This window comes from Olleya aquimaris (assembly GCF_003259525.1).
Classification (GTDB): domain Bacteria; phylum Bacteroidota; class Bacteroidia; order Flavobacteriales; family Flavobacteriaceae; genus Olleya; species Olleya aquimaris.
This window is the reverse complement of the sequence record NZ_QLLO01000002.1, coordinates 25316-42595: the sequence shown is the minus strand read 5'-3', so window position 1 is coordinate 42595 and position 17280 is coordinate 25316. Positions and strand designations below refer to the sequence as shown.

Genomic DNA, 17280 nt, shown 5'->3' with positions numbered 1-17280 from the left:
AATAAAAATTATTAGTAAATTGTATGTTTAATTAATTTGCATACAATGACGCCTAAAAACATTCAATTTTTAATTCTCATAATCGTTTCTTTTTTAGCTTGTGCTCAAGATAAAAATCCAGTAAACAATAACCATCACTACGAAGTTATAGTTTCAGAATTAAATAATCCTTGGGGATTTACCTTTCTTCCGGATGGCTCAATGCTAATTAATGAAAAAGATGGACGTATCATTCATTTTAAAGACAACAAAAAAACAGAAATTGCTAATCCTCCAGACATATACCTAAGAGGTCAAGGCGGATTATTAGATATCGAGCTACATCCAGATTATAAAACTAATGGTTGGATTTATTTTTCGTATGCATCCTCAACAGGGACTGGTGATGGTGGTAACACTGCTATCATGAGAGCCAAACTAAAAGACTATGCATTAGTAGACAAACAAGTTTTATACAAAGCAACACCAAACACCACTAGAGGTCAGCATTTTGGATCTAGGATTGTATTTAAAGATGGTTATTTATTTTTTACCATTGGTGAGCGTGGAAATAGAGATGAAAACCCACAAGACTTAACCAGAGATGGTGGTAAAGTTTACCGATTGCATGATGATGGACGCATTCCAGAAGACAATCCGTTTGTTAACACTAAAAATGCAAAAACAGCTATTTGGTCTTACGGTCACCGCAATCCACAAGGGATGAAAATTAATCCATTTACTGGAGATATTTGGACGCATGAGCATGGTCCACGTGGTGGTGACGAAATTAACATTATTAAAAAAGGTGCCAATTATGGTTGGCCAATTATTACTTATGGTAAAAACTATTCTGGAACAACCATTACAGATCAAACAGAAAAAGAAGGTATGGAACAACCGCTACATTATTGGGATCCCTCTATTGCACCTTCAGGAATGGCGTTTATTTCAAGCGATACATATGGCGATTGGAAAGGTAGTATATTAGTTGGTTCGCTTAAATTTCAATATTTAGATTTGTGCACTTTAAAAGACGGAAAAGTCGTTAAAGAACAACGCTTATTAGATGGATTGGGTCGTGTTCGTTCTGTCGAGCAAGGTCCTGATGGCTATATTTATGTAGGCATAGAAAATTTAGGTATTGTTAAACTAATTAGAGGTCAGAAAAATGAAAATTAATTTTTTAATTGCAATAGTAGTCCTATTATTTCTCAGCTGCAATTCGTTAGATAAAAAGGAAGTTTCAAAAGAGCTATCTGCATCAATAGACGCTGGACAAACCGTATACCAAAACTTTTGCTTAAACTGTCATATGGCAAATGGAGAAGGCATAGAAAAAGTATATCCTCCATTAGCAAATTCAGATTATCTAAAGAATAATTTAGAAGCTAGTATCAGAGCCACTAAATATGGCTTAAAAGGAAAAATAATAGTAAATGGCAAAGTGTACAACAATGTTATGGCACCAATGGGATTAAGCGATCAAGAAGTTGCAGATGTTATGAACTATATTTCAAACAGTTGGAACAATAAAAATAACACACTAATAACTCCTGAACAAGTTTCAAAAATTCAACCTAAATAATACCGCTTAAATTCTTAAATTTGGAGCAAAATCTAAACATTACATATGCTTATTATAGGAATAGCTGGAGGTACAGGTTGCGGAAAAACAACTGTTGTTAATCAAATTTTAAATCAATTACCTGAAGGAGAAGTTGGTGTCATTTCTCAAGATTCATATTACAAAGACACCACTCATCTATCTTATGACGAGCGTGTTAAAATTAATTTTGACCATCCACGATCTATAGATTTTGAGTTATTAGAACAGCATTTAAAAGACTTAAAAAATGGTCAAACTATAGAACAACCTGTATATTCGTTTGTAAAGCATAACAGAACAGGTGACACCATTAAGACCATCCCAAGAAAAGTGATGATTGTAGAGGGTATTTTAATACTAACACATCCAGAATTAAGAGATATGTTTGATATTAAAATATTTGTACATGCGGATAGTGACGAGCGATTAATAAGACGTTTAAAACGAGATATTACAGAACGTGGTAGAGATATAGACGAAGTGTTATCACGTTATCAAAACACGTTAAAACCTATGCATCAACAGTTTATAGAACCTATGAAAGAGTATGCAGACATCATAATACCAAATAACAAATACAATACTGTAGCAGTTGATATTGTTAAAACTATAATTAACGAGAAGTTGCAATAATGAAAACTAAGTGGTACAAAAATATTTACATCATTATCCTTATCATTTTTGGTATTTGGATGATATTTTTTGATACCAATTCTTTAATCAACCACCACGATGTTAATCAAGAAAAAAATAAGCTTGAAGAGCAAAAAGAATACTACAAAACCCAAATCTTAAAAGACAGGGAAGCTTATGAAAAGCTAAATAGCGATGAAGGACTAGAAACCTTTGCAAGAGAAAAATATTACATGAAAAAAGAAAACGAGGATATTTACATCATCGAATATGAAGACAGCCTAAAGACTAACAACAATGAGTAAATCACTTTTTTCTGCATTTGAAAACGTATCGTCTAAAGCTTGGAAACAAAAAATTCAAGTCGATTTAAAAGGTGCTGATTATAACGACACCCTAATTTGGAAAACCACCGAAGGTATAGACGTTAGACCATTTTATCATCAAGATGAGATGGACAACACCTTTAAGATACAACCTCAACAATGGTCGGTTGGGCAAATTATATTTGTTCAAAACGAAACTGCTGCAAACCAAAAAGCAATTGATGCCATTCAAAGAGGTGCAGAAACCATTAAATTTATAATTCCTAACCCAAATATTTCTATTGAAAAAACGTTAGAAGCTATAGATTCTAACACCACAAACATTCAGTTAGAACTACAATTTTTTGACCCACAATTTATTGACCAAGTGGCTCAAATTTCTGCGAAAGCACAACTTATAGTAGACCCAATAGGTCAATTAGCAGCTACAGGAAACTGGTTTAAAAACGAAGCACACACACTAGTTTTTGGAGAGTCGTTAACCATTAACACAACGACTTACCAAAACGCAGGCGCAACTAACGTACAACAATTAGCTTATGGTTTAGCCCATTTAAACGAGTATCTAAATCGCGTAGAAGGTAAGCCTTTAAAGACTATTCATTTTAACGTCTCTGTTGGGACAAATTACTTTTTTGAAATTGCAAAACTCAGAGCGTTGCGCTTGCTATACAACACCTTAGCTTCAGAATACCAATGTGAAGCGCAATTGCATATTCATGCCATTCCAACCAAACGCAACAAAACTATTTACGATTATAATACTAATATGTTGCGTACCACCACAGAATGTATGAGCGCTATTTTAGGTGGTGCCAATACTGTTTTTAATTTACCATACGACGCCATTTATCATAAAGACAATGAGTTTGGAGAGCGTATTGCCAGAAACCAGTTATTAATCTTAAAACACGAAAGCTATTTTGACGCAGTCCATAATGCATCAGACGGAAGTTATTATATAGAAACCTTAACTACGCAATTGTCAGAAAAAGCATTAACTCTTTTTAAAGATATAGAAGCTAACGGAGGTTTTATTGCACAATTAAAAGCGGGAACCATTCAGAAAAAAATAAAAGAAAGCGCCAATAAAGAACAAGAGTTATTTGATAATGGTAAGCTTACGCTTTTAGGGACTAACAAACACCCAAATAAAAATGATAAGATGAAACACGAGCTAGAACTGTTTCCGTTTGTTAAGATAAACCCAAGAAAAACCCTTATTCAACCTATTATTGAAAAACGATTAGCCGAAACAGTAGAACAAGATAGATTAAAAACCGAATAAATATTTAGCAAATTATGAACACACGTATTTTTAAAATTGTATTAGTAGTTGTTTTAACAATAACCTTTAGTTGTAATAAAAATGAAGCGAAATTACCAGACTTTAAATTCGCAGATCAACCTAAAGCTGTAGATTGTAAAACGGGTTACGACGATGTATTAAACGAAGCATTATATGCTTTTGAAAATGATATAGTTAATAAATACGACCCAAAAAGCAAAAACAAACTTAGAGCTTACAGAGCCTATATTAGCAATGTTATTTCTAACAGAACTAATTTAGAGCAAACCATTACAGCACATAGTAAAGCAATTTATGATGTGCTAAAAACTAAGCCTGAATTATGGGATGGAAACCAATTAAATTATAATAGTCCATTGGTAAGTTGTATTTCAGAAAACCTAAAAGACACGTCGTTAAAACAAACCCTTAATGCATTAATTAGTACTAATAGCATGAGCTCAGAGTTATTTTCTGCTCCATTAATGAGCAACACCTCATACTCTAGAGACACGTACTTAGCCACCTTTATAGCTTTAGATTTATATTATTCTAAATTTAATAGTGTTGATTTTACAACAGTAGATTTAACTGCAAACGAACCTAAAGAACAACCTATAGATTTTAATAAAAAACCAGCACAAACTCCTGTATTACAACCACAACAACCACAACAAGAGATTGACCATACTGGACATAATCATGACTAATAATTGATGTGATTTGAAAATTAAAATTTATCTAATAGCTATAATTTTACTTTTACATTCTTGTAAGGATGAAAAGAAAGTCGAACATAACATTGTAAAAAACAATCTTTTTGGTAAACATTATAATTTATCTAAGGACAACATAGATATTTACTTACCAAATACATTACAACAGTATAGTGTAGATCAATATGAAAGTGTATTAGCATCAATTGAAGATTCAATAGCAAGACAATCTGAACTACTACGCTTTAATATTTTGAAATTTTCAAAAAAGAACGTGTACTTTTTCAGAACACCAAATCACACAACAGATGTAACGGTTAAAATGATGGACTACTACCCTTTTACCAAACAAGATTCAAAATACCTGTCAGCATTGTTATCACAATCGTGCAGAGAGTCGGCAGATGTAGCTAATAGTACATGTACAAAATTAAGGTCTGGATATTCTGGCACACCACAGACCAAAGCATTTATGGCTAAATTTAAGATAGATTCAGATAAAGAGCCTTCAAGTTTTGCAACAATCTATGCTGTGAGTTCTAATTATAAATCTTTTATAATCACATTTCGTTCGTTATTAAACAGAAATTATAATAAATTTATTGAAAAAACTATCGTCAAATAATGACTAGAAAAAACCTTCAACATATCACCTTAAACGCTTCATCTAAAAGCCAAAAGCCAAAAGCTAACAGCTCTTTCTTAACTGCAGAAGACATTCCTGTTTCATCTAACTATTCTAAAGCAGATTTAAAAGACGTTGAGCATCTAGATTTTGTTGCAGGAATCGCTCCAAATCTTCGTGGTCCTTATAGTACCATGTATGTTAGAAGACCATGGACTATTCGTCAATATGCAGGATTTAGTACTGCGGAAGAAAGTAATGCCTTTTACAGACGTAACCTTGCTGCAGGACAAAAAGGATTATCGGTTGCTTTCGATTTAGCCACACACAGAGGTTATGATTCCGATCACGAACGTGTGGTTGGCGATGTTGGAAAAGCTGGAGTTGCTATAGATAGTGTTGAAGACATGAAAGTGCTCTTCGACCAGATTCCGTTAGATAAAATGTCGGTGTCTATGACTATGAATGGTGCTGTATTACCCATTATGGCATTTTACATTGTTGCTGCAGAAGAACAAGGTGTGCAACCAGAACAGCTAGCAGGTACTATTCAAAATGATATTTTAAAGGAGTTTATGGTACGTAATACCTACATCTATCCGCCTACACCATCCATGAAAATTATCTCTGATATTTTTGAATATACTAGTAAGAACATGCCAAAATTTAATAGTATTAGTATTTCGGGATACCATATGCAAGAAGCTGGTGCGACTTGCGATATCGAGTTGGCTTATACGCTTGCAGATGGTTTAGAATATATTAGAAAAGGACTAGATGCAGGCATGGATATAGACACTTTTGCACCAAGATTATCGTTTTTCTGGGCAATTGGAATGAACCATTTTATGGAAATCGCAAAAATGCGAGCAGCACGTATGCTGTGGGCAAAACTAGTCCGTCAGTTTAATCCAAAAAACCAAAAAAGTTTAGCCTTACGTACACATTGCCAAACTAGTGGATGGAGCTTAACAGAGCAAGACCCATTTAACAATGTAGCACGTACCACTATTGAAGCTGCAGCAGCAGCGTTTGGTGGCACACAAAGTTTACATACCAATGCGTTAGACGAAGCTATCGCACTACCAACAGATTTTTCGGCACGTATTGCACGTAACACACAAATATTTTTACAAGAAGAAACCCATATTACAAAAACGGTAGACCCTTGGGCAGGCAGTTATTATGTGGAAAAACTAACCCATGATATTGCACAAAAAGCCTGGTCTTTAATTGAAGAAGTTGAAGCATTAGGAGGCATGACCAAAGCTATTGAAGCAGGTATCCCAAAACTACGTATTGAAGAAGCAGCAGCCCGAAAACAAGCACGTATCGACTCTGGACAAGACATTATTGTTGGAGTTAACAAATACGTATTGGAAGAGGAAGAGGCTATCTCTACTTTAGAAGTCGATAACCAAACCGTACGTTTACAACAAATAGAAGGGTTAACAAAAATAAAAGCCCAACGCAACTCTAATAAAGTTAACCAAGCCTTAACTAATTTAACCGAAGCTGCTAAGACAGGTCAAGAGAATCTATTATCTTTAGCAGTAGTAGCAGCAAGAGAACGCGCTACATTAGGCGAAATTAGTGACGCTTTAGAAGCTGTTTTTGGACGTTATAAAGCACAAATCAAATCTTTTTCTGGCGTGTATAGTAAAGAAATTAAAAACGATAAATCGTTTGCAAAAGCCAAAGAGCTAGCAGACCAATTTGCAGAGCAAGACGGTCGTAGACCACGTATTATGATTGCCAAAATGGGACAAGATGGTCACGACAGAGGTGCCAAAGTAGTCGCTACTGGTTATGCAGACGTCGGTTTTGATGTCGACATTGGACCATTGTTCCAAACTCCACAAGAAGCAGCCAAGCAAGCTGTAGAAAACGACGTGCATATTTTAGGCGTCTCTAGTTTGGCAGCAGGACACAAAACCTTAGTCCCACAAGTTATTGAAGAGCTTAAAAAGTATGGACGTGAAGATATCATGGTTATTGTTGGTGGTGTCATCCCAAAACAAGATTACCAATATTTATTTGATGCAGGCGCAGTTGCTGTCTTCGGACCTGGAACCAAAATTAGCGATGCTGCTATTAAGATTTTGGAGATTTTGATTGATTAGACAACTTAAATCTTATAATTACACATTATTAAAAATCGCCTTTAAAGGCGATTTTTTTATAAACCACCTGCGCTAAAAACCTCAAATACAAGCAATTAAAAATTACCGCTTTACATTAAAACAACTAAATAAAATACGTAGTTCTACGTATTTGTTTTCTTACAAGAAACTACTAATTTCGTTTGACGACATATATAAAAAACTTGTACTGAGCTTGTCGAAGTATTGAAACGTTTTCATATCATGTAAGTTGTAGGCAATTTAAAAAAAGTACGTTCAAGAAATAAAATATAGATAAAATGAAAAATTTTGACAGTAGAGCTTATAGTATAAATGATTTTCTTGAATGGAATGATAAGAAACAACTAGTACTTTCACCAAAATTTCAAAGAAAAGCAATTTGGTCAGATGATGCCAAGTCTTACTTAATGGATACCATCATTCGAGGAAAACCAATTCCAAAAATTTTCATTAGACAAACATTAAACATTGAGAATAGACAGTCAATACGCGAAGTTGTAGATGGACAACAAAGACTTCGAACCATTTTGTCTTATATCAATGATGGATTTGCAATAAAGAAAAAGCACAATCAAAAATATGGTGGATTTTTTTTCAGCCAATTAAGTAATATTGACCCTGATATTCAATCAACAATTCTGAATTATGAGATTTCAGTTGATTTACTTGTTAATCTACCAGACAATGAAATTTTAGACATTTTCGCCAGATTAAACTCTTATTCTGTTGTACTTAATCAGCAAGAAAAAATTAACGCAAATCACTTTAGTGAATTTAAAATATTAGTTGATAGACTATCCCATAAACACAATGATTTTTGGTCGGAAAATAAAATTCTAACAAATCAAAATATTCTGCGAATGGCTGATGCCACATTAGTTGCTGATTTAGTAATAGCAATGATAGAGGGAATTCAATCAAAAAAACAAATCAAATCTTTCTATACTAAATACGAAAAGGAATTTGATTACGATACTGACGCTTTAGAACGAGATTTTGATGAAACCATAGAACTTATTAAAAGTGTTTTTGACGAAACATTAAAAGGCACTCAATTCAAAAGAATACATCTATTTTACACTCTATTTACTAGCTTTTACCATACTAAAGTAGGTTTGAAAAATTTAGATGTAGTAAGACAAGAAATTGAGACCAATAAATACGAGAGAACTAAAATTGCTCTAACAGACTTAAACGTTCTTTTTGGCACAGTACCTTTTCAAAATATGTCAGTTCCACAAATACAGTTTTTAGAAGATAGTAGACGAGCTACAACTGATACGAAAGTTAGAGTTAGAAGAACCAAGTTTATACTTGACATAGTAAATTCAATATAATATGGCTTTAGCACAAAATTTGATTGATTTTAGAGCCACAACTGCTAGTCTTGTCTCGCATATTACATTTGCTCATCAAAAATATGCAAGTGGTTCATACAAGATTGCTAGAGATATGAGAGAATTTATAAGCGAATCCGCATTCTTGAGAATATATATTGGTTGGGAAACATTTGTAGAAAATTCGTTTGTTGATTATTTGCTTAATGAACCTTCAATACTTAATAATAGACCTGCTAAATGGGTAAACCCAATAGACGCTGAACACGCACAAAAAATTATTATCGGAAATCAACGTCATATGGATTGGTCTAATCCAGAAAAAATAAGAAACATTAGTAAAATATTCTTTCATCAAGGTTATGTTTTCAACACTTCATTAAGTGCTATAAATAATGACTTAATGGATTTGAAAACTATTAGAAATTCTGCAGCACATATATCGTCAACAACTACAAGTAAATTAGATGGTTTAAGTACTCGTATTCTTGGCACGACAGTTTCCAACTATACTGCATATAAACTTTTGTTTTCGATTGACCCACGTTCGACCATACCAAATACGACTGTTTTAGATAGATATTTGCAAATACTTGACGTAGCAGCTGAAGAAATAGCTAACGGATAAAAACTGCCTACAACAACGTGTATAATTCATTGCTAGTACTCGCCTACTTACGAAAATCCTCGCGGACTTTCTATCTGTGATTTATTTGCTAAATTTAGTGCTGAAACACGCAACTAACCATACACAAAACCGTTAAACAAAAACCAAAAATCAGTAATCCAACTACTGATTTTTTTTTGTGCAAGATTGTAATCCCATTCAACAAAACACGACTTATATCATATAAATATGTTATATTAAATTCTTTAAAACACACTATTATTATGATAACTGTAAAACCTTTTAAGCATTACTCAGCACTTACGTTGCTGTGTGTTGTTTTGGGTGTACAGTCGTTTAGTGTAGCACAAAAATCTACCTCATTTAACACCTCAACGTTAGATAGTGCTACCACCAAAAAAAAGATTGCTTTAGATGGTGTTGATGGTCCTTATATAATTAATGACAAACTCTACAGAGTGACTGCGACTAACCAAGTAGTTACTTCTACTATTGATAAAGATTCAATTCTTGTTGAAGTTAACAACAAGGATAAAGATGCATTTTATGTATCGTTACAGTCCGATTATGCATTCCCAGAAACCAGTTACGCTCAACCTGAAAAAACAATAGTAATCTCTGATATTGAAGGTAACTTTAATGCGTTTTCTAGCTTTTTAATGGCTAACAATATTATAGACAACAATTACAATTGGAGTTATGGTAATGGGCATCTGGTTTTGGTTGGCGACTTTGTAGATAGAGGCAAAAACGTGACACAAGTCCTGTGGCTAATTTATAAATTAGACTATCAGGCTAGACAGCATAATGGACAACTTCATTTTATTTTAGGTAATCATGAAATATTAAATTTTTATGGCAACTACAAATACAATCATGGTAAATACATAAAAGTTGCCCAAGAGATTAGCCAAATAAAAAGCAAAAAAGAGGCTGTTAAATACCTCTATTCTGAAGCTTCAGAATTAGGTAAATGGTTAGCCTCTAAAAACGTAATTGAAAAAATTGGGAACTATATTTTTGTACATGGTGGATTAAGTCCAGAGTTATTAGACTATCAATTAAGCTTAGAGGACATTAATAAATTATCGCGTTTAAGATATCACAACAAAAAATATCCTAAGGACAAGACCCTAAACTTTTTATATGGTCCTAAAGGTCCGTTTTGGTACAGAGGTTTGGTGGTAGAACGCTCTAAATACAACAAGATAACAAGTCAAGACCTTGATGCTATTTTAAACTACTATGAAGCTACAAAAATAGTGATTGGTCACACACCTGTTGCAGATGTTTCAACTGGTTTTGAAGGTAAAATTATTAGAACAGACGTGTTACATGACACGGTTAAATTCACCAATAAAACCAAAGGATTATTGATAGAAAATAACCAAGAATTTGTTATTGATGCGACAGCAACAAAAATGGTGTTGCAGTAACTATTATAACGAATTAAAATAAGTATCTAAATGACTCATACGTTTATTAATCCAAGTGTTTAAGTAGGTGAAATGGTCTTGATTAGAGGTGTCGTTTAGCTTATTGATCCAGACTAATTGTTCGCGTTTATAGATGTTTTCTGTGGTAAATCTGTTATAAATGGTTTCAATTTTAGACAACAAATTATCGTTACTAAACTGATTAGCTCTTAACGCGGTCCATCGCTCTTTAAGCTTTTGGTTATAATTATTAGGGTTTAATTGTATTAATCTATTAAACAAACCATTTCCTAAAATATCGTTGGTGTAATTTTCACGTTTTCCATCCTGAATAATTCCCATAACACCATCTAAATCCCAAGCCACAAAAAAGTACGGTTCGCCAGTAGTGTACTTTCCTAAATAATAGTTTTTACCCAAATTATCGGTTGCTCTTACCACATTTATAAAAAGGTAATAATCAATGACATTATCTATATGCACATGCTTTTCTATGTTATTAATAAAGTCGTTATCAGATCCATTAACCACTAGATTAACAAAGTCTGAAAGGTTTTTCCAATCGGCTTCATAATCTATTAAAGGGTATTCTACCCTAAAACCAGCCCAATGCGGAAACAGGTTGTTATACTTGGGTGCTTTAGTAAAATCTGGTCCACCATCGTAAGAATTGGCTTTATACAACTCGCCATAAATAGTTTTTTTGTCGTGTTTTTTAACCTGTAACTGTTTTCTATCTACAGATTCTGAAAACTGATACAACCCATAATACTGGTTATTTTTAAAAACCTCAACATACTTGACTTCAAATCCACTTTTGGCTTTAGGTTCTTTATCTGCGTAATACGGTTTATGGACTTTGGTCCATAATTTTGTAGAGATATGAGAGCGCAAACGTAAGGGCTCGTTAAACATGCCATCCAAAATCCAATCGTCGTCAGATCGCATTCCTTTAAATTTTAGGTCTTTGCTGTTTTTGGAAATACTATCTGTCCAAAACTCGATATCATAAGACTTTTTAGGAAAGGTTAGCGATAAATTACCTCTGTGCCTTACTCCCATTAGGCTTTTTTTATATTCACCTTTATTATAATACGTAAAATATCCAGGGATTTTAGAAAACCGGTCTATTTTAGCGGTATTAATAGTGATATGAATTAATGGCAATTTTGTAATAAACAAGGTATAACTGTCGCTATTTGACACCTTGTATTGATTGGTATAAGATAAGTTTGAAGAAGCGTCTTCAAGTGTATAAATCTTGTCAAATTTTAAACTGGTTATTGTTTTATGTGCAGTAACCACAGAATCTAAATTAGAAGTGTGCCAAACAATAACTTTGTTTGTATCATCCACACCATAACTACCTTCTTCTGCAACAATATCTTGAGCAAAAGTAGGAACAAAGCAAACAAAAAATAGTACCTGAATAATGTGTTTCATGTTAGAGTATATTTGGATTCTTTTGGTAAAATAATGAATATATTTTGCATTCTGTTACAGATGTTAAATTTTGCTAATTTTAAGATTAGAGCACTGTTAACAACTAAGGTTTTTATTCCTCATAAATAATTGTATTTTTACGCTTGACTTTAAGCTGTCATTTACAGCAAAGTTTTAAACAAAAACCAAATCAAATTAATGGGTAAAATCATTGCAATTGCCAATCAAAAAGGTGGTGTAGGAAAAACAACAACCTCAGTAAACTTAGCTGCTTCACTGGGTGTTTTAGAGAAAAAAGTGTTGCTAATTGATGCAGACCCTCAAGCCAATGCAACGTCTGGTTTAGGCATCGATGTAGAGTCGGTAGAAATTGGTACCTATCAATTATTAGAGCATACCAATAGCGCTAAACAAGCAATTGTTAAAACCGAAACGCCTAACCTAGATATCATACCTGCACATATAGACCTAGTTGCTATTGAGATAGAATTGGTAGATAAAGATCAACGCGAGTATATGCTTAAAAAAGCATTACAAGAGATAAAAGACGATTACGATTTTATACTAATAGATTGCGCACCATCCTTAGGATTGTTAACACTTAATGCGTTAACTGCTGCAGATGCTGTTATCATCCCAATCCAATGCGAGTATTTTGCATTAGAAGGTTTAGGCAAGCTATTAAACACTGTAAAAAGCGTACAAAAAGTACACAATTCTGAATTAGATATTGAAGGGTTGTTACTGACTATGTACGATTCGCGTTTACGCCTTTCTAACCAAGTGGTAGAAGAGGTACAAAAGCATTTTAACGATATGGTTTTTAAAACCATTATACAACGTAACGTTAAACTAAGTGAAGCACCAAGTTATGGCGAAAGCATTATAAATTATGATGCGTCTAGTAAAGGTGCTAGTAATTACCTAAGTTTAGCTAAAGAAATTATTACAAAAAACTCCTAAATTATGGCGAAAGCAACTAAGAAACAGGCTTTAGGACGTGGACTTTCAGCATTATTAAAAGATCCAGATAACGACATACAATCTGCTAAAGATAAAAACGCAGATCAAGTGATAGGAAACATTGTCGAGTTAGATTTAAATTCGATAGAGATGAATCCATTCCAACCACGTACTAATTTTAACGAAGAAACCCTTCGCGAATTAGCATCGTCTATAAAAGAATTAGGAGTAATACAACCTATAACCGTCCGTAAATTAGGCTTTGAAAAGTATCAATTAGTCTCTGGAGAGCGTCGTTTTAGAGCTTCTAAATTAATAGGTTTAGAAACTATTCCTGCATATATCAGGATTGCTAACGACCAAGAAAGCTTAGAGATGGCTTTGGTAGAAAACATCCAACGTCAAGACTTAGATCCTATAGAAATTGCATTATCGTACCAACGATTAATTGACGAGATACAATTAACACAAGAGCAAATGAGCGATCGTGTTGGTAAAAAACGTAGCACCATTGCAAACTATTTACGTTTATTAAAGCTGGACCCAATTATCCAAACAGGTATACGTGATGGGTTTTTAACGATGGGTCATGGTCGTGCGATTATTAATATTGAAGACCAAACCACTCAATTAGAGATTTACGAGAAAATTTTAAGCGAAAAACTATCTGTTAGAGCAACCGAAAACTTAGTACGTCACTACAACTCTACCAGTGAGGTAAAGGTGCCAACTAAAAAAGAAACCGAAGAATTGCCAAAATATGTTAAAAAAGGTATCACTGCGTTTTCAGAATACTTTGGACATAAAATTGACGTTAAAGTATCCAGCAATGGTAAAGGAAAAATAACCATTCCGTTTCATTCTGAAGAAGATTTTAATAGAATTAAAAAGCTAGTTCAAGGTGCTAAATAAAGCCTCCATTTTTACTTTAATATGTTGTTTTTTAAGTGCATTTTGTATCGCTCAAGAAACAGAACCTGTTAAAGACACAGATACTACAACACAAGAGATTCCGAAGGTTTTAAAACAGAGACAACAAAAAATTAGTGACAAGCCTGTTATTATTGACTCAACCGTTTTAAAAGAATCCAGAATTTACAATCCCTTATCGCCTTCTCGTGCTGCATTTTATTCTGCTGTTTTACCTGGTTTAGGTCAAGCATACAATAGAAAATACTGGAAAATACCAATTGTATATGCAGCGTTAGGTACAAGTATTTATTTTTATATTGAAAACAATAAGCAGTACAACAGAGCTAGAGATGCTTACAAAAGACGATTAGCAGGTTTTGAAGATGACGAGTTTCAGAATAAATTTACAGATGACGCTTTACGGGAAGCCCAAAAAACCTTTAGACGTAATAAAGAGCTTTCTTTACTTATAACTGTTGGAATTTATGCATTAAATATAATTGATGCTAATGTCGATGCGCATTTACTTCAATATAACATCAGTAACGATTTAAGTTTAAAACCGCATTATAAAATTGAAGAATTTGATAATTTAGGTCGCGTGGGTTTAACTTTAAACTTTCAGTTTTAAAAATATCTTTATGAAAATCGCTTTACTAGGCTATGGTAAAATGGGAAAAGCAATAGAAGCTATTGCTATACAACGTGGTCATGACATTGTTATAAAAACTTCAGAGCAATCTGGTTATAACATTACAGATGCAGATGTAGCAATAGATTTTAGCGTCCCTTCTGCAGCTTTCAATAATATTTCAAACTGTATTAATAATCAAGTTCCTGTAATTTCTGGAACTACAGGTTGGTTAGAACAATACAACGACGTTGTTTCGCTTTGCGAAAAACAAAAAGGAGCTTTTATATATGCTTCTAATTTTAGTTTAGGTGTAAATATCTTTTTTGAGCTCAATAAAGTATTAGCAAAAATGATGGCAAAAGTTGACGATTACAATGTTGATATTGAAGAAATCCACCACACACAAAAACTAGATGCACCCAGTGGAACTGCTATTACTTTAGCAGAAGGCATTATAGATAATAATACAGCCTATCAAGACTGGAAGTTGGACGTTAGTGATAAAAACACTATTCCTATTACAGCTAAACGCATACCAGAAGTTCCTGGCACACACACCATTACATACAACAGTGCAATAGATACTATAAAAATTGAGCATGAAGCACACAACCGACAAGGTTTTGCTTTAGGAGCTGTTATAGCTGCAGAATGGTTAGTAGGTAAAACAGGAATTTTTACGATGAAAGATGTACTAGCATTAGATTAAAACGTAAATCTTTGTTAAAAGTAAAAGATGAATTAATTAGAATTTTTATTTCATCAAGAAAAACCCCAAATTTGATAATTAATCAATATAACAAAAGACACAAGTCATTAAATAATATATTATGAACGGAACAAATTGGATTATCTTTTTCATTGTTATTCAGTTTTTACATGGATTGGCAACCTGGAAATTATATGTAAAAGCAGACAGAAAAGCTTGGGAAGCGTTTGTACCAGTTTATAATGCTGTTATTTTAATGAAAATTATTAACAGACCTTGGTGGTGGACTATCCTTCTGTTTTTACCAATAGTAAACCTAATTTTATTCCCAGTTATTTGGGTAGAGATAGCTAGAAGTTTCGGCAAAAACTCTGCAACAGATACCTTTTTAGCCATTTTTACATTAGGATTTTACAGCTTCTATTTAAATTATGTCGCTAAAGATATTCAGCACATCAAAGACAGAGATTTACATCCAAGAACAGAATTTGGAGATTGGGTAAGCTCTATTTTATTTGCAGTTATTGCAGCAACAATAGTGCATACGTATATTATTCAACCTTTTGTAATCCCAACATCCTCTTTAGAAAAAACGTTGTTAATTGGTGATTTTTTACTAGTAAGTAAAGTGCATTACGGTCCACGTACACCTGGAACCACAGTTGCAGTACCTATGGTACACGATGCCATTCCTGGAACAACAACACCATCGTATCTAAAAAAACCGCAATTACCTATGTTTAGGTTACCAGCGTTTGAAACCATAAAAAACAATGATATAGTTGTGTTTAACTGGCCAGTCGATACGTTGGTGGACATTAATAATCCTTACGGAGAAGTCCGTTATAAACCAGTAGACAAAAAAACTAACTATGTCAAACGCTGTGTAGGTATTCCTGGAGATACGCTGTCTATTAAAGATGGTTATGTATATATTAATGGAAAGAAAAACCAATTACCTGATCGTGCAAAACCTCAGTATTTTTATTTAGTTGAAACTAAAAACCCACTTTCTCAAAGCTTTATAGATCAATATAAGTTAACAGAATGGGGACAAGTTAAAAGCATTAGTACCAAGCAGTGGAACAATGAAAAAGTTCAAAATGTAATTAGAACCAATAACATAGCATTAGACGTTGTAAAGCAAGACTCCATCAAAACAATTGTTTTAGGAAGTGTTGATGAAAAACTAATGAAAATTATTGGTATGGATTACGACAGAAACGCGTTGTATGCTAACCTTACAGATGAGTTAGCTAAAACCATGCGTACTGATCCATCGGTAATTAATGTTAAAAAAGACATCTCGACAAGTACAACAGAGCAACTATTTCCGAAGTCTCCAGATTACACTTGGAATAGAGACTTTTTTGGACCAATTTACATTCCTGAAGCTGGTCAAACAGTAAAACTTAATTTAGAAACATTACCACTATACAAGCGTATTATTACTGCTTATGAAGGCAATACACTTAAGGTTAATGGTAATCAAATTATCATAAATGGTAAGGTTACAGACTCGTATACGTTTACTCAAGATTACTATTGGATGATGGGAGACAACAGACACAACTCGCAAGACGCAAGAATGTGGGGTTTTGTACCATTTAATCATGTTGTAGGTAAGCCTGTTTTTATTTGGATGAGTTGGGATACTAATGGTGAAGGTATTAACAAAATACGTTGGGACAGAGTATTTACAACTGTTGGTGGTAGTGGTAAACCTGTATCTTATTTAATACCGTTTTTAGTGGTATTGGGTGCCATTATTGCTTTTAATAAATTTAGAAAACGTAAGAAAGCTGCTTAAGGGTTGATATATAATTTGGTTATTGAATACTTTACCTTTAAAAAACGCTTGTAAATAAAACAGGAATAAACTACTATTTTTAAAAAAA

The 17280-nt window shown here is 33.4% G+C and carries 17 protein-coding genes; 16 read left to right on the top strand and 1 reads right to left on the bottom strand.

Translation table 11 applies throughout. From position 1 onward, the window contains the following. The first annotated feature begins 45 nt into the window (after nt 1-45). From LY08_RS02875 to LY08_RS02825, 11 genes are all read left to right on the top strand, one after another. Complete coding sequence (locus LY08_RS02875) at nt 46-1161, top strand: PQQ-dependent sugar dehydrogenase (RefSeq protein WP_111658942.1); 1116 nt, start codon at nt 46-48, stop codon at nt 1159-1161. Beyond that, nucleotides 1151-1567 (top strand): c-type cytochrome, encoded by a 417-nt coding sequence (locus LY08_RS02870; protein WP_111658941.1) that lies wholly within the window; start codon nt 1151-1153, stop codon nt 1565-1567. The genes LY08_RS02875 and LY08_RS02870 overlap by 11 nt, the downstream gene beginning before the upstream one ends. 45 nt (nt 1568-1612) lie before the next feature. Beyond that, a complete protein-coding gene (gene udk / locus LY08_RS02865; protein ID WP_111658940.1) occupies nt 1613-2221 on the top strand; it encodes a uridine kinase in 609 nt (202 codons plus the stop codon). Beyond that, nucleotides 2221-2526, top strand: coding sequence for an FtsB family cell division protein (locus LY08_RS02860; protein ID WP_111658939.1), 306 nt, complete (start codon nt 2221-2223; stop codon nt 2524-2526). The genes udk and LY08_RS02860 overlap by 1 nt, the downstream gene beginning before the upstream one ends. Continuing rightward, nucleotides 2519-3835, top strand: a complete 1317-nt coding sequence (locus tag LY08_RS02855; RefSeq protein WP_111658938.1) for a methylmalonyl-CoA mutase subunit beta — start codon at nt 2519-2521, stop codon at nt 3833-3835. Before LY08_RS02860 ends, LY08_RS02855 begins: the two co-directional genes overlap by 8 nt. A gap of 14 nt (nt 3836-3849) precedes the next feature. Then, the gene (locus LY08_RS02850) at nt 3850-4545 is read left to right on the top strand and encodes a hypothetical protein (protein WP_111658937.1); all 696 of its coding nucleotides are present in this window, start codon (nt 3850-3852) and stop codon (nt 4543-4545) included. Nucleotides 4546-4558: 13 nt separating this feature from the next. Further along, entirely contained in the window at nt 4559-5176 is a 618-nt protein-coding gene (locus LY08_RS02845; RefSeq protein WP_111658936.1) for a hypothetical protein, read from the top strand. Continuing rightward, the gene (gene scpA, locus LY08_RS02840; RefSeq protein ID WP_111658935.1) at nt 5176-7299 is read left to right on the top strand and encodes a methylmalonyl-CoA mutase; all 2124 of its coding nucleotides are present in this window, start codon (nt 5176-5178) and stop codon (nt 7297-7299) included. The genes LY08_RS02845 and scpA overlap by 1 nt, the downstream gene beginning before the upstream one ends. Before the next feature lie 299 nt (nt 7300-7598). Next, nucleotides 7599-8657, top strand: coding sequence for a DUF262 domain-containing protein (locus LY08_RS02835; RefSeq protein ID WP_111658934.1), 1059 nt, complete (start codon nt 7599-7601; stop codon nt 8655-8657). A 115-nt stretch (nt 8658-8772) separates the two neighbouring features. Beyond that, nucleotides 8773-9285, top strand: a complete 513-nt coding sequence (locus LY08_RS02830) for a hypothetical protein (protein ID WP_146603193.1) — start codon at nt 8773-8775, stop codon at nt 9283-9285. A 263-nt stretch (nt 9286-9548) separates the two neighbouring features. Then, nucleotides 9549-10721: a metallophosphoesterase gene (locus LY08_RS02825; RefSeq protein WP_111658932.1), complete on the top strand. Its 1173-nt coding sequence runs from the start codon at nt 9549-9551 to the stop codon at nt 10719-10721. A 3-nt stretch (nt 10722-10724) separates the two neighbouring features. On the opposite strand, the gene LY08_RS02820 is transcribed toward LY08_RS02825, so the two are convergent. After that, complete coding sequence (locus tag LY08_RS02820; protein ID WP_111658931.1) at nt 10725-12164, bottom strand: CotH kinase family protein; 1440 nt, start codon at nt 12162-12164, stop codon at nt 10725-10727. Between the two features lie 198 nt (nt 12165-12362). Here LY08_RS02820 and LY08_RS02815 point away from each other — a divergent pair, with 198 nt between their 5' ends. The 5 genes from LY08_RS02815 to lepB all read left to right on the top strand — a co-directional run bounded on the left by LY08_RS02815 (nt 12363) and on the right by lepB (nt 17192). Then, nucleotides 12363-13127: a ParA family protein gene (locus LY08_RS02815; RefSeq protein ID WP_111658930.1), complete on the top strand. Its 765-nt coding sequence runs from the start codon at nt 12363-12365 to the stop codon at nt 13125-13127. A gap of 3 nt (nt 13128-13130) precedes the next feature. Further along, nucleotides 13131-14039: a ParB/RepB/Spo0J family partition protein gene (locus LY08_RS02810; protein WP_111658929.1), complete on the top strand. Its 909-nt coding sequence runs from the start codon at nt 13131-13133 to the stop codon at nt 14037-14039. Continuing rightward, the gene (locus LY08_RS02805) at nt 14029-14670 is read left to right on the top strand and encodes a DUF5683 domain-containing protein (RefSeq protein ID WP_111658928.1); all 642 of its coding nucleotides are present in this window, start codon (nt 14029-14031) and stop codon (nt 14668-14670) included. The genes LY08_RS02810 and LY08_RS02805 overlap by 11 nt, the downstream gene beginning before the upstream one ends. A gap of 10 nt (nt 14671-14680) precedes the next feature. Then, complete coding sequence (dapB, locus tag LY08_RS02800; protein ID WP_111658927.1) at nt 14681-15382, top strand: 4-hydroxy-tetrahydrodipicolinate reductase; 702 nt, start codon at nt 14681-14683, stop codon at nt 15380-15382. A gap of 121 nt (nt 15383-15503) precedes the next feature. After that, nucleotides 15504-17192, top strand: a complete 1689-nt coding sequence (gene lepB, locus LY08_RS02795) for a signal peptidase I (protein WP_111658926.1) — start codon at nt 15504-15506, stop codon at nt 17190-17192. Nucleotides 17193-17280 lie beyond the last annotated feature (88 nt).

What these genes read in the sequence shown, in the direction of transcription:
- LY08_RS02850 (WP_111658937.1), top strand. Translation starts at nt 3,850, where the DNA reads ATGAACACACGTATTTTTAAAATTGTATTAGTAGTTGTTTTAACAATA.
- LY08_RS02855 (WP_111658938.1), top strand. Translation starts at nt 2,519, where the DNA reads ATGAGTAAATCACTTTTTTCTGCATTTGAAAACGTATCGTCTAAAGCT.
- LY08_RS02875 (WP_111658942.1), top strand. Translation starts at nt 46, where the DNA reads ATGACGCCTAAAAACATTCAATTTTTAATTCTCATAATCGTTTCTTTT.
- dapB (WP_111658927.1), top strand. Translation starts at nt 14,681, where the DNA reads ATGAAAATCGCTTTACTAGGCTATGGTAAAATGGGAAAAGCAATAGAA.
- LY08_RS02835 (WP_111658934.1), top strand. Translation starts at nt 7,599, where the DNA reads ATGAAAAATTTTGACAGTAGAGCTTATAGTATAAATGATTTTCTTGAA.
- LY08_RS02860 (WP_111658939.1), top strand. Translation starts at nt 2,221, where the DNA reads ATGAAAACTAAGTGGTACAAAAATATTTACATCATTATCCTTATCATT.
- LY08_RS02810 (WP_111658929.1), top strand. Translation starts at nt 13,131, where the DNA reads ATGGCGAAAGCAACTAAGAAACAGGCTTTAGGACGTGGACTTTCAGCA.
- LY08_RS02830 (WP_146603193.1), top strand. Translation starts at nt 8,773, where the DNA reads ATGAGAGAATTTATAAGCGAATCCGCATTCTTGAGAATATATATTGGT.
- LY08_RS02870 (WP_111658941.1), top strand. Translation starts at nt 1,151, where the DNA reads ATGAAAATTAATTTTTTAATTGCAATAGTAGTCCTATTATTTCTCAGC.
- lepB (WP_111658926.1), top strand. Translation starts at nt 15,504, where the DNA reads ATGAACGGAACAAATTGGATTATCTTTTTCATTGTTATTCAGTTTTTA.
- LY08_RS02820 (WP_111658931.1), bottom strand. Translation starts at nt 12,164, where the DNA reads ATGAAACACATTATTCAGGTACTATTTTTTGTTTGCTTTGTTCCTACT.
- scpA (WP_111658935.1), top strand. Translation starts at nt 5,176, where the DNA reads ATGACTAGAAAAAACCTTCAACATATCACCTTAAACGCTTCATCTAAA.
- udk (WP_111658940.1), top strand. Translation starts at nt 1,613, where the DNA reads ATGCTTATTATAGGAATAGCTGGAGGTACAGGTTGCGGAAAAACAACT.
- LY08_RS02825 (WP_111658932.1), top strand. Translation starts at nt 9,549, where the DNA reads ATGATAACTGTAAAACCTTTTAAGCATTACTCAGCACTTACGTTGCTG.
- LY08_RS02815 (WP_111658930.1), top strand. Translation starts at nt 12,363, where the DNA reads ATGGGTAAAATCATTGCAATTGCCAATCAAAAAGGTGGTGTAGGAAAA.